Origin of the sequence: Sphingobacterium sp. Ag1 (assembly GCF_000988325.1) — a bacterium.
Taxonomy (GTDB): Bacteria; Bacteroidota; Bacteroidia; order Sphingobacteriales; family Sphingobacteriaceae; genus Sphingobacterium.
On record NZ_LBGU01000017.1, the window covers coordinates 16142 to 29818 of the forward strand.

Genomic DNA, 13677 nt, shown 5'->3' on the forward strand with positions numbered 1-13677 from the left:
AAAGGTATCCAATTTTATTGAATACCTTTCCTTATGTTAAAGATTAATTTTCTTTTTCTATTTGGCAGTCGCTGCTGCTCTATCGATGTGGAATTGTACTAAATCATCAATAGGGGAGCGCAAAATCTTACCAACTTTCATTCCATATTGCTCAGCTTTTTCAGCTAATACATTTCTGAAATTGTAACCAACCGAACCGATACAGTTGAAAGTATAGCTCTGATAATTAGGGTATTTGCTGACAAGGTTTCTGAAAAACGCTTCAAAAGCTTCATCAACGATATTGCGTGTATATTCGATATTTACATTGTTGTCATAGACAAATTTGCTAAAGCTCGCACAAAAACGATTTGGCATAGGTTTGGTATAAACCGCGTCCATAATTTCGTCCTTTGTCATTTTATACGTGTTATAAAATACTTCTTTAACATCTTTAGGCATCAAATTGCGAACATAATCTGCCAGTAATTTTTTACCGATATAACTACCAGAACCTTCATCACCTAAAATGTAAGCACCTGAGTCGATGTTTAATGTGATTTCTTTACCATCGTATAGACAAGAATTTGTTCCTGTTCCTAAGATCGCAGCAAATCCGGCTTGAGTTCCTAATAATGCTCTTGCTGCTGCAAGAAGATCGTGTCCTACTTCAACTTCAGCTGTAGTAAATACTTGTTTTAAAGCATCAACAACAATTTGTGCTTTTTCCTTGTTATGAACACCTGCACCATAATAGTTTACCTCTGAGATTTTTTCAAAAGGTAAATCTTGCGGTAGTCCTTTTTTTAGGGAGTTTACAATGTATTCACTATCAACAAAATAAGGGTTGTACCCTTCCGTGTTGAAGTAGATTTTTTTATTCGAATCGTCTAACAAACACCAGTTTGTTTTTGTTGATCCCCCGTCAGCAATGATTATCATTATTGAGTAGTTTTAATTGTGTTTATCGTTATAAAATGAGTAATCAATTCATTAATCAATTCCCCGAAAATACATTTTTTAATTTTAAATATCATAATTTATCCGCTTATTTTTCAAAAAATAAATTTTTGTACTTTGGTGACTATATAAAAAAACTGGCTTAACGGTGTTGTTAAGCCAGTTTTTGAGCTGTGTAATAAAATTGTTTAAATAGTGTACTATTTACAATTAGTGAGGGGTGTTAATGGCCTCCTTCAGCCTCTATTTCATCTATATTGATTCCTTGTTTTGTTAATATTCCCTTAACAAATATCGCAAAGAAAACGACATAACAGAATCCGATTAATGGTAAAATATACGAGTTATGTATACCGATAATATCCGCTAATTTTCCTTGAATTGGAGGAAGAACACCACCACCAAGAATCATCATCACAAGAAATGCAGAACCTTGAGCGGTATATTTTCCTAAACCTACAATGGACAAACTGAAAATTGAGGACCACATAATTGAACACGCAAGACCACCTGACAAGAAAGCATAGATTGCAATAGTGCCCGATGAGAATAGGCCAATTAACATCGCAATAATTCCAAATAATCCAAAAATAATCAATGTGCGAGCAGGTTTTTCTTTACTTAGGTAGAATGCTACAATTTGAAGAATAATACATACGACGTAATAATACAAATGTGACATCTCAAATCCTGCAAGCGTATTGACGCCGATGATAATGGAGAATGCAATCAGAGGAACGATAATCAATAATCCATTTTTAGTTGATTTACTCAAGTTAAATGCTGTAATAGCACCAGCCCAACGACCGATCATCATACTCCCCCAATACATGGATACATAAGGTGTAATTTGAGATGATTGCAAATGACCAAATTCCTTCAATGTTAATAATTCGCCGAGGTTACTACCGATAGCGACTTCGATACCGACATAGATAAAAAGCGCGAGCATACCCAAAGCCAATTGTGGATATTTCATCGCACCCCAACCTTCTGGATTTTTTTGCGCGCTCTTATTGGAGAACAATAAACCACCGATCACAACGACCAATGCTCCTGCCAACCATAACATGCGTTGCATTTCGAGTGGTTTGGCAACTTCTTTAATGTGCAGTTTGAGTTGGTCGATCTGAACCTGATCTGTTAAACTCGAAACCTGTTTGTGCAACTGTTCTACCTGCAAGGCCAAATCGCTCTTATAGCTTAAAAACACTGGCGTGAACATACCAAAAAGGAGGACGGTCATAATGATCAACGTACGTAAAGCTTTATTTGCTTTTTCCATTGGCTCATCACTAATTCCAGCAGGAACTTTTTTACTGAAATTAAATAATGCTGCAGCTAACAGGAACAATAGACCAACACCAACATAAAGATAAACAACCTTGTTTAGCGGAAGGTTGGCGATCTCGGAGTCAGAAATAGGCTCAAAAGTTCCGAATAAGGAAAACCCGATAACAAGAGGGCCTATTGTTGTACCAAATGAGTTGATACCACCGCCTAGGTTCACACGGGAAGCACCCGTTTTTGGATCGCCCAATAAAACCGCAAATGGATTTGCTGCAGTCTGTTGTAATGAAAAACCAAGGGCTACAACGAATAGTCCCAATAGCATACCAACATACAAGTTTACTTCGACAGCAACAATCATGGCTGCGGCACCCAAGGCCGAGAAAAGTAAACCGTAAACTATACTCTTTTTATATCCCCATTTTCCAACCAGGTCCTTTCCTCCGATTGAACTGAATATAAATAGTAACAATGCACCAATATAATAGGCTGTATAAAAAGCAAAGTCTATTAACTGGGATTGAAACTGGTCTAAATGAAAGTAATTTTTGCAGAACGGTATAAAAACACTGTTCCCTGCCGCAATGAACCCCCAAAAGAAAAACACAATAATCAATGTGTAGAGTGCGGGGTAATTGGTTTTAGTTTGTTGCTGTTCCATATAAGGGATCTAAAAACTTAATTTTGAAAGGTACGAACTTATGAAAAAAAATATAAAATTCAATCTAAAAATGTTGTTAAATCGTTTTACTAGCTACAATAGTAAATATTTTTTTTGAAATATTTTGAAATAACAAAATTTGTTTTTTTCTTTGTCTAGGTTCTCAATATTTAATCCACTTCGGGTTTAAAAGAAATCATTAAGTTCTTCATCTCACTTAATCATGGAAACTTGTTTAAGTGTGTAATCAGAATTCAGAAAAAAGCTCAAAAAAAAATCCAAAAATCATACACAACACATTAATGGATATTAACGAATTAAACGCTAAACTCGTATCGGAATTGCGCGAGATTGCTAAGTTGATCGGTATCGCAGATGCTGATAAATTGCGTAAACAAGAATTAATCGAAAGAATTAGCAATACTGGTGGGGAAGAGGAAGCAGCACCAGCGCCAGCTGAAAAAGCAGCTAAAGTAGAGGAAGATAATCAGGAACATGCTGAGCGTACACGTAAACGTGTGCGGACCGTAAAAACTGCGGAACCTGTCACGGTAAGAAAACGTGAAGTTTCTGAGCATGACGAAACCCCGGTTGCAACCGAAGATGCACCAGCAGCAGATAAAGGCCCCCAACCTGAAAAAGCAACACAAACTCCTAAAGCAGAAAACACTTCTTCAAGTACAGATTTCGATAATGTGATCGTTAATGAGGGTGTATTGGAGATCATGCCTGATGGTTATGGCTTCTTACGTTCATCAGATTATAACTATCTGACTTCTCCTGATGATATTTATGTATCACAATCTCAGATCAAATTATTTGGTTTGAAAACGGGAGATACGGTACGTGGTTGTATCCGTCCGCCTAAAGAGGGTGAAAAATACTTCCCTTTGGTACGGGTTGAGGCTATCAATGGACAAAATCCGGCTGAGGTACGCGATCGTGTGCCATTTGATTATTTGACACCATTATTCCCTGATGAGCGTTTAAATTTAGATATGGGTGTTGGAAATTACTCTACACGTATCATGGATTTATTTACGCCGATCGGTAAAGGTCAACGTGGATTAATCGTTGCTCAACCGAAAACGGGTAAAACAAACTTGTTGAAAGAGGTTGCAAATGCTATTGCAAAAAATCACCCAGAAGTTTATTTGATTATCTTATTAATCGATGAGCGTCCTGAGGAGGTTACTGATATGGCGAGAAGCGTACGCGCAGAAGTTGTTTCTTCGACATTTGATGAGCCGGCTGACCGTCACGTTAAAATTGCAAACATCGTGCTTGAGAAAGCTAAACGTATGGTAGAATGTGGACATGATGTCGTTATCTTGTTAGACTCGATTACAAGATTGGCACGTGCCTATAACACCGTGGCGCCTGCGTCAGGTAAAATTTTGTCAGGTGGTGTGGATGCGAATGCTTTACACAAGCCAAAACGTTTCTTTGGTGCTGCCCGGAATATTGAAAATGGTGGTTCATTGACCATCTTAGCAACAGCATTGACAGATACAGGTTCTAAAATGGACGAAGTTATCTTTGAGGAATTCAAAGGTACAGGTAATATGGAATTACAGTTGGATCGTAAGTTGGCAAACAAACGAATTTTCCCTGCGATCGATATCACTGCATCGAGTACACGTCGTGATGATCTATTGACTGACAAAGAAACATTACAACGTATTTGGGTACTTCGCAACCACTTATCGGATATGAATTCTACAGAGGCCATGGAATTTTTACAAGGTCAATTGCGTGGAACTAAATCAAATGAAGAATTTTTGATCAGTATGAATGGGTAATCCCATCAAATTTTGATATTTTAGCCATCATTTTTAATCAAATGATGGCTTTTTTTATAAAATAGATTCTGTACATGAAAAAACATATCCCAAATCTGCTGACCTGTCTAAATTTATTTAGTGGCTGTATCGCTGTATTGATGGCATTGCAAGGTAATATTCAAGTTGTCACTATTTGCGTATTTGCTTCCGGGATATTCGATTTTTTTGACGGAATGGTAGCGAGACTACTTCATGTTAAATCGCCAATAGGAAAGGAGCTGGATTCGTTGGCTGATATGGTCAGTTTTGGTTTTTTACCTGGGACAATCATGTTTACCTTGTTGACAAAGGTATTTCCTGATGGTTCTCTGTTGCCTTATTTAGGGTTTATCATTACTGTTTTCTCGGCTTTACGTTTAGCAAAGTTCAACCTGGATGAGCGCCAAACTTCGGATTTCATTGGTTTGAATACGCCAATGAATACATTTTATGTGCTTTCCCTACCTTATATCGCAGACAAATACCCGCAATTGGTTTTAAATCCGATTGTATTAATCTGTAGTGTTCTTTTAACCAGTTATCTTTTGATCAGTGAAATCAGGTTGTTTTCGATGAAATTTAGTTCAATGGATTGGAAAACGAATAAATTTCGCTTTATATTTTTGATCTTGACGCTGATCTTGTTTATTGCTGGTCAATTTATGGCTTTACCGATTATTTTAATTTTATATTTCCTATTATCAGCATTGCATTTTAATAAAAAAAACGATCTGGTTTAGATCGTTTTTTCATATTGTTCCAATTCAAATAGAAGCTCTTTCATTTCAATATCGATAACACCAAAAGTGGCCCGAAGGCTGTCAAGAGATGCTTCGTTCTTTGAATTGGTCTCTAATTCCTCAAATTTTTCTTTTAGATGAAAGGCACCGATATAGTCCATGGTCGGCTTGATATGATGTGCAGCATCGCCAATCTTTTGAAGATCTCCCTCAGCCACTGCTTCGCGGAGCTTGTGGAAATCGACAGGTGTTTGAATAAGATACATGGATACAAATTGTTTGATTAAGTCTTGGTTGTCAAACATGTTTTGGTTGATCAGTTCAATATCGATATGGTTCATCGTCGCTAATTTTCTTTACAGGTAAGTCGTCTTTGCATTTATTCAATAAATATACGTTATTTTTTTTGTAAACGGGATGGATATAGGCTGGTGCTATTTCCACTAAAGGCTCCAGTGTAAACCTGCGATCAGCAATAAAAGGGTGTGGAATCTGCAACGAAGGCAGATCGATAATTTCCTGGTTAAAGTAGAGTATATCAATGTCAATGACTCTTTCACCCCATTTTTTTATACGGACACGTCCTAATTCCTGTTCGATGTGTTGTGTCAGGTTTAAGCATGCTAAAGGCTGTAACCGGGATGCCACTAAAACGACCTGATTTAAAAAGGGCGGTTGGTCTTCAACTCCCCAGGCCGCTGTTTCATAGATCGAAGAAGCTTCAATAATTGCTCCAACATGTGTTTCAAGTTGTTTTCTCGCTAGATCAAGCTGTTGAAAACGATCCCCAAGGTTAGTGCCCAATAGTATATAAATCTGATTCATGATGCTAAATTAAGATTTTGTGAAACTTAGTTGTTTGAATTTCGACTATTTTTTGGATTTAGTGTATTAATGGTCTATGGATATGTAAATTTCTTTCAGGCTATGAGCCTTAATTTCGCGAATAAAATGTGGGGTAGATGAAATAAAAGACTGGGTGAATAAAAAATATTGCATTACCTTTAGTGAAAATAAGTCTTTTCACAGGAAGATAGGTTATGGATCGGATTTAATTACAAAATATGAAATCATTTTTTAAGTACGTACTGGCAACAATTACGGGGATTGTGATCTCTTTTGTTGTGTTGTTTATTGTTTTGATGGGGATTATTGGGGCGATCATCAGCTCGGCGTCCTCGGATCAGGAGATTGTTGTTAAAAGCAATTCTGTTTTATACCTTTCCTTTGATTATGATATTTCAGAGCGAAGCGAAGCGAATCCTTTGGGTAGTCTCAATCTTCCAGGTTATTCCACTAAAAATATTGGTCTAGACGATATTTTGGCGAGGATCAAGTATGCGGCTACGGATGGGAATATTAAAGGGATCTATTTAGATGCTAGTCATATCGGTGTTGGATTTGCAAGTTTAAAGGAAGTGAGAGACGAACTTTTGGCTTTTAAGAAAACCGGGAAATTTGTTGTTGCTTATAATGCGGGGTATGACCAGAAGGCCTATTATGTAGCGAGCACCGCCGATAAGGTCTATGTTAATCCGCAAGGGACGATTGATTTTAAAGGTTTGGCAAGTTCTACGATGTTCTATAAAGACCTTTTGGACAAGGTTGGGGTGGAGATGCAGATTGTGAAGGTAGGTACATTTAAAAGTGCTGTTGAGCCTTTCTTTTTAAATAAAATGAGTGATCCCAATCGCTTGCAGGTAACATCATATTTGGGAAGTATATACAGTACCTTTATTAATGAAATAGCAGCGAGCAGAAATATTGCTGCCGATTCATTACGGGCTATTGCGAATGACTATCGTGTCCGGGATGCGGACGACGCGGTAAAATATAAGCTTGCAGATGCCAAGTTGTATAAAGACGAACTTTTATCAGATTTGAGAAAACGTCTGAAAATTTTGGAAAAGGATGAGATATCGTTTGTTTCCCTATTGGATTATAATAAAAAGTTAAAAGATGATGCGAGCGGATCTGAAGTCGCGGTTCTCTATGCTGCTGGAGAAATTGTCGATGGTGAGGGAACAGGACCTGGCCAAATCGGTGGTGATAAATTCTCCCGCGAACTACGAAAATTAAGAGAAGATGATGCTGTTAAAGCTGTTGTCTTGCGTGTGAATTCACCAGGTGGATCTGCTTTAGCGTCCGATATTATTTGGCGGGAGGTTATTTTGACCAAGAAAGTGAAACCCGTAATCGTGTCGATGGGAGATTTAGCTGCATCAGGTGGGTATTATATCTCGGCGGCAGCAGATTCGATATTTGCTGAACCAACTACAATTACAGGATCTATTGGTGTATTTGGTGTGATTCCTAATTTCCAAAATCTGATGAACAATAAAATTGGAGTGCATTATGATGGTGTAAAGACGGGTAAGTTTGCTGATTTGATGACTTCTTTCGATCGGCCGTTGACAGCAGAAGAAAGGGATATCATCCAGCGGGAAGTGGATAAAGTATATGGTACATTTACTAAAGTTGTTGCAGACGGCCGTAAATTATCCATTGCTGATGTGGATAGCATTGGACAGGGAAGAGTTTGGACTGGTGCGCAGGGGGTGGACAATAAATTGGTTGACCGCCTCGGTAACTTGGATGCCGCTATTCAGGCTGCCGCTAAAAAGGCCAAATTGAGTAACTATAAAGTGTCCCAGTATCCGGAAAAAGAAGATCCTTTTACCTCGATATTAAATAATTCAAAAGAAAAAGTCCAAGTTTGGATTGCAAAAGAGCAAATGGGCGAATATTATCGTTATTTTGATGTCGTGAGAAAAGCTACAGCACAGACGGGGGTGCAGGCGAGAATGCCTTATAGCGTTGAGATTCACTAGTAATTGATTCGTAAAGGAAGTTCAATCGCGGTATGGTTGTAGGTGATTATAATTTATAACGATGCGGGTAATTCTTACGTTGCGTGCGGAGAAGTTCGATCCAATGTACGGATTGCCATGAATAAATAATTATTTCTAATGAAAGCAAATGCTTTTTTTTATATTTAGCTGTTCGTTTGACAAAACGACCTAATCCCAAATCAATAAAGTTACAGAATGAAAACAGTAGACGATTTAAATTTTGCAGGTAAAAAAGCCTTGGTACGTGTGGATTTCAACGTGCCTTTGGATGAAAATTTCAATATTACGGATGATAATCGTATCCAGGGAGCGGCTCCAACAATAAAGAAGATTTTGAACGATGGTGGAAGCGTGATATTAATGTCCCATTTAGGAAGGCCAAAAGATGGTCCTACTGATAAGTATTCATTAAAACATATTGTCGCTCATCTTTCACAGGTTTTAGGCACTGATGTTCAGTTTGCCAATGATTGTATCGGCACAGAGGCCGTAGAAAAAGCGGCAGCTTTACAAGCTGGTCAGGTTTTATTGCTAGAAAACCTTCGCTTCTATAAAGAAGAAGAAAAGGGAGATGTTCAATTTGCTGAGAAGTTGTCAAAATTAGGCGATATCTATGTGAACGATGCTTTCGGTACGGCCCACAGAGCTCATGCTTCGACAGCAATTGTTGCCCAATTTTTTTCAGGAGCTAAATATAGCGGTTACTTGATGGCAGCAGAAGTTGGAAATGCAGAAAAAGTATTAAACAATCCGGTTAGACCATTTACGGCTATCATGGGTGGAGCAAAAGTTTCTGATAAAATTCAGTTAATTGAGGCTTTATTGGATAAAGTTGACAACCTTTTGATTGGTGGAGGTATGGCTTATACGTTCATCAAAGCTAGAGGCGGTGAGATTGGCCAGTCGTTGGTTGAAATCGATAAACTTGATTTAGCGAATGAGCTGGTAAAAAAAGCAAAGGAAAAAGGTGTAAACTTGGTTATTCCTACGGATGCTCAGATTGCAGATGCATTTTCTAACGATGCCAATGTATATGATGGACCAAATGATCAAATTCCCGCAAATTTGCAGGGGCTGGATATTGGTCAGGAGTCTGCAGCAAATTTCGCTGCGATCATCAAAAATTCTAAAACAGTTCTTTGGAATGGTCCAATGGGTGTTTTTGAATTTGATACCTTTGCGAAGGGTACCAAAGCTGTAGCTGATGCTGTTGTGGAAGCAACGAAGAATGGTGCATTCTCTTTGATAGGGGGTGGCGATTCAGCTGCTGCGGTAAGTAAATTTGGTATGACTGAAGATGTAAGTTACGTCAGTACAGGTGGTGGTGCGCTTTTGGAATATATGGAAGGAAAAGTTCTTCCAGGGGTGAAGGCACTTGAAGATTAATATAAAGCAAATCTTTAGAAAGGGACAACATAGGTTGTCCCTTTTTATTTAAAAAAGATCGGTGTTTTGTACGAAACTATGGATGTAATGTCAGATTAAATCAATTATCTGTTAAATGTTTGTGTAGCACTGGTGAGTTTTTATTGTATTTGCTAAATTTATCATGACATGGTTATATATGCAGATATTGATGGATGCTAATAAGAGTAAAGAAAAAGATAGTTCTGGTTTTTTTTCGGTACTGACGTATAATGTAGCGGGGTTGCCCGGGATTATTTCCTCTGCGATTACAGGAAGAAGTCGAAGTATTGCTGAAATTGGAAAGAAGATCAATCCTTTTGATATTGTTAATGTACAGGAGGATTTCAATTATAATAGGAGTTTATATTGGGGTGGAAATTTACATCCATATCGCACGAAAACCAAGGGGCGTGTTCCCTTTGGTGATGGATTGAATACCCTGTCTCATTTTCCAATGACTGATGTTGTGCGTGTTCCTTGGAAGAAACGTACAGGAGCAGATTTTCTAACACCGAAGGGATTTACCCTCGTTCAGATAGAAATCGTTCCTGAAGTCTGGTTGGATGTCTATAACGTTCATGCGAATGCACAAAATAGCAGGAAGGCATCAAGTGCACGTCGGGATAATCTCAATCAGCTACGTGATTATATCGGAGAGCATTCGGGCGGTAAGCCACTTATTGTAATGGGGGATTTTAATGCACATTATAGTTTTTGTGATGATAACCTGCATGATTTTATGGATTCCACAGCATTGGTTGATAGCTGGGTTGAGCTCGAAAATGGAGGCTTAGTGCCGGAGGTGCGACATGAGTTTAAGCCCCCGCATATGTTGTCTATCGGCAATCAGAGCGAATCTATCGATAAGATTCTTTATCGAAGCAGCAGTCACCTCAGTCTTGCTGCCCGGGATTATAAAATAGAAAATAATCTATTCACCAATGTCAAAGGGTTGCCCTTATCGGATCATTATGCCTTGGCACTGAATTTCAACTGGGCGATTCGTCCTTAAACAGTTCATCCTTAATAGGTATAGTTTAAACTGAATGTTGGAACTACACGTTGTGTTGTGGTGTTGTCATTGATATAGGTGCCCTTAACAACAAATTCGAAATCCGGAAGTGGGTATCTAAAGGCATTGAAATCAAGCGAGAGATAGGCTCCAAAGCTTTTTGGTGAAATCTCCCTGTGTTTGTGTATATTTTGATAATCGGCAAATATTCCTCCTTTTACACGTTTTATATAGGCTAAAGATCCTAATCCAAGGTCGGGATAAGCTATGGGGAAACGATAGTTGACCAACACCGTGTTTTTTATTTTTTCATATTTGTAGTAGCTAAATCCACTCACAAGAGGGATATCGTTGATGTATTGATAAATTCCTGATCCTGTTTGGGCGCTCAATCTAATTTGAAAACCGTGATTGCTCATAAATCCAGGTAGATAGAATACTGTTCTTGCTGATAAAATTTCACCTTTTGCATTGTTTTCAAAGGGCGTATGTCGGTAGGTGACACTAAAATTTTGTCCCCATCTTGGGTAGAGGTCCATATTGGCCATTCGAGCATTTCGATTGAGGTAAAGCTGATAGGTCAATGGAAATGCAGTCTCGTAATTAAAGTTCTTGACGTCTGTTCTGCTAAGGTCATAGCGCCGTAGATAGGCTGTTGCCAGGTTGAATCCAGTGGAGTAGACGTAGTCTCTTTTGTAAAAGGAGAGTGGGATGGAGATCTGTGAAGATATATAATGCTCGCGCCAGTCGAAACGGATGCTACTGTCAGGTTTGTTAGGGATGCTTGCTGCTGCAATTTGCCCTCTGTTTTCATAGCGTAGCGAGAATTTTGGAAAGTACTTGTTGTAGGTAAGTTCTGCCGAGTATACTCCTTTTCGAATGTCGGTGTCATATTCATACCCCAGAGCAATTTGTGTGGTGTTTAAGATGTTGTTTGATAACCAGAAGACTCCGGGTTTAAAATTGTCGAAGCTTTCAAAATTGCTGCTACTTAGCGAAAGACTATGAAAATTGAACGTTCTGCCCAGTCCACGATAGGGAACAATTTGGTAGTGCTGACTAGTATCTACGGAGACTGCAGCGATATTTTTTACGCTGTCTCTGGTCAATGCGGTGGCGTAATAATGCGAAAAGTAATCCGTTTCTGGAGCAATATCAAATGCGGTATCGATAGATGTCTGGGCGATCTTGTAGCCGTTGTACTGGTAGTCGTTGAAGAATAATTGCCTTGTATCGTTATCGTAAAAAGGGTTGAACGCGCCAAATTGTGCCTTTGTCAAAAGCTGTTTTTTTCCAGTTAAGAGGTCGATGCTGTAAATATTATCGATACCGTTGAAGTTGGCTTTTGTGATGATTTTCATACCTGAAAGGTATTGCGGTCTTTCATATTGCTGGTTGCCCCAAGGTGTTAGGTTGGTGATTTTATCCTTGTTCAGGTCTATTTCACACAGTGCGGTTCCGGATTCGGATAATCGTATAGCTATTATTTTATCGCCTTGGGGGTTGAAAGCAGGGTGTTGGAGCTGTTCGGAATGGCCTATTTTTATCCGTTTGATGATGCTGTTGTTTTTAAGGCCTATGAGCGTTAGATAGCTGTCATTGGATAAATCTACCTCGACGCAGGCGATTGTTTCGTCTAATGGGCTTAAAATAGGTGAATAATATCTCGTCTGTTTGCTGAGCTGGTTAATTTTCCCTGTTTTGAGATCCATGATATTGATAACGCTGTATGTTCTTTTGTTGAAACGCGGATCTTTATGGAGCTCATCCCATACGATATAACTGCTGTTTACGTCAAAATGTGGCGTTAACTGTATGCCAGTTTTAACGAGCCTATTTTCTATTTTTGTTGCGACATCACACGTATAAATTGCATTGGTTTTTTGTGGGTTCTGCTTAATGAAATAGATCAGACCGTTCTTATGTTTTGGTAATAAATTGCTGTTGTAATAGCTGTCGTTTTTCTTGTCTATTTCTGTGTATTTCTGGTATTGATAGTCGCTTGTTTTCTTATTCCATATGGTCTCTAAATTTGCTATTGTTTTATTGTATAAGTAGGCACTATTTCCTCCAATTTTTTTCTTTAAAACACGATTGATATTATAGGGATATAATGGTTTTTTGTTCAGCTCCGCAAAGAGGTCGGCTTCATAATTCGAAGGTAATTCCGACTTTAAAGTGGAGGTCATCAGATAGCCGATTGTATAGTAACTCGGGACTATATCTTTATAGGATCCCAGTAAATATTTATTGAAACTGTAGTGGCGATTAGATTGAAAGTTTGCTTTAACAGGCATTTCAAAAGCAGGCAATCTTCCTCTTCCGCCCTCCGAATATATGGTTTCAGTTAGGGTTGCATCGCCTTCGAAGTACCAGGAAGGAACGGTCAGCCCATAGTAGGCAAGGGCTAATTGTTCAAAAAATGGCGCGCGCAATTTTCCTGTCAATTTGTCAAATTGGCTTACATGTCTGGACTCGTGAAGGATCAAATTGGGGAGCCAGGTTTGGTTATCAGGTTCTGCTCCTGCGGTGCTGTATAGTTCAGATTTACGTGGAGACAACTGTACAAAACCGTTCGTTTGCAAATTTGTGTTATGGATAATGAATGGAATTTTTCGCGGTGTTATTTTGTAATTTCTAGCAGTTGTACGCAGCGATCGGTTAACCTGGTCGGCTAGGGTAGGGGCCTTGCCCTTCATCTCTTCGGCGAAAATTAATTGAAAATTCTTCGTTTCAATTTTATACCATTTTTGACTTAAGGGGGCTTGGCTGTCTTCAAAAAATTGAGCAGAACTTTTGTGTGAATATATTATTAATGACAATAATGATAATATGTTGATAATTAAGTTTTTATGTTTCATTAATTTCTATGTATCGGAGGTTTGCTATTTTTTTTAGTTTTATTATTGTTGTTTATATGAATTTTAAGTTCTTTTTAAAGTTTACTAGTTGT

At 38.4% G+C, this 13677-nt stretch carries 10 protein-coding genes; 5 read left to right on the forward strand and 5 right to left on the reverse strand.

The window, feature by feature from the left end; all coding sequences use genetic code 11:
• Positions 1-57 precede the first annotated feature (57 nt).
• Together AAW12_RS01705 and AAW12_RS01710 are read right to left on the reverse strand one after the other, a co-directional pair.
• On the reverse strand, positions 58-921 hold the full coding sequence (locus AAW12_RS01705) for an N-acetylglucosamine kinase (protein WP_046671899.1): 864 nt from the start codon (positions 919-921) through the stop codon (positions 58-60).
• A 241-nt stretch (positions 922-1162) separates the two neighbouring features.
• A complete protein-coding gene (locus AAW12_RS01710; RefSeq protein WP_046671900.1) occupies positions 1163-2890 on the reverse strand; it encodes a glucose transporter in 1728 nt (575 codons plus the stop codon).
• A gap of 302 nt (positions 2891-3192) precedes the next feature.
• Between AAW12_RS01710 and rho the strand changes: the two genes are divergently transcribed.
• Positions 3193-4692 carry a transcription termination factor Rho gene (rho, locus tag AAW12_RS01715; RefSeq protein ID WP_046671936.1) on the forward strand — a complete coding sequence of 500 codons (1500 nt, stop codon included), beginning with the start codon at positions 3193-3195 and terminating at the stop codon, positions 4690-4692.
• A gap of 74 nt (positions 4693-4766) precedes the next feature.
• Positions 4767-5453 carry a CDP-diacylglycerol--serine O-phosphatidyltransferase gene (pssA, locus tag AAW12_RS01720; RefSeq protein ID WP_046671901.1) on the forward strand — a complete coding sequence of 229 codons (687 nt, stop codon included), beginning with the start codon at positions 4767-4769 and terminating at the stop codon, positions 5451-5453.
• On the opposite strand, the gene AAW12_RS01725 is transcribed toward pssA, so the two are convergent.
• Together AAW12_RS01725 and folK are read right to left on the reverse strand one after the other, a co-directional pair.
• Positions 5450-5794, reverse strand: a complete 345-nt coding sequence (locus AAW12_RS01725; protein WP_053003487.1) for an Hpt domain-containing protein — start codon at positions 5792-5794, stop codon at positions 5450-5452. The two genes, pssA and AAW12_RS01725, sit on opposite strands and share 4 nt — an antisense overlap.
• Positions 5775-6278, reverse strand: a complete 504-nt coding sequence (gene folK, locus AAW12_RS01730) for a 2-amino-4-hydroxy-6-hydroxymethyldihydropteridine diphosphokinase (RefSeq protein WP_046671902.1) — start codon at positions 6276-6278, stop codon at positions 5775-5777. Before folK ends, AAW12_RS01725 begins: the two co-directional genes overlap by 20 nt.
• A gap of 239 nt (positions 6279-6517) precedes the next feature.
• Here folK and sppA point away from each other — a divergent pair, with 239 nt between their 5' ends.
• From sppA to AAW12_RS01745, 3 genes are all read left to right on the forward strand, one after another.
• Complete coding sequence (gene sppA, locus AAW12_RS01735) at positions 6518-8284, forward strand: signal peptide peptidase SppA (RefSeq protein ID WP_046671903.1); 1767 nt, start codon at positions 6518-6520, stop codon at positions 8282-8284.
• A 216-nt stretch (positions 8285-8500) separates the two neighbouring features.
• A complete protein-coding gene (locus tag AAW12_RS01740) occupies positions 8501-9691 on the forward strand; it encodes a phosphoglycerate kinase (protein ID WP_046671904.1) in 1191 nt (396 codons plus the stop codon).
• A gap of 163 nt (positions 9692-9854) precedes the next feature.
• Positions 9855-10724 (forward strand): endonuclease/exonuclease/phosphatase family protein, encoded by an 870-nt coding sequence (locus tag AAW12_RS01745; RefSeq protein WP_046671905.1) that lies wholly within the window; start codon positions 9855-9857, stop codon positions 10722-10724.
• An 11-nt stretch (positions 10725-10735) separates the two neighbouring features.
• On the opposite strand, the gene AAW12_RS01750 is transcribed toward AAW12_RS01745, so the two are convergent.
• Complete coding sequence (locus AAW12_RS01750) at positions 10736-13423, reverse strand: TolB family protein (protein ID WP_231585183.1); 2688 nt, start codon at positions 13421-13423, stop codon at positions 10736-10738.
• Positions 13424-13677 lie beyond the last annotated feature (254 nt).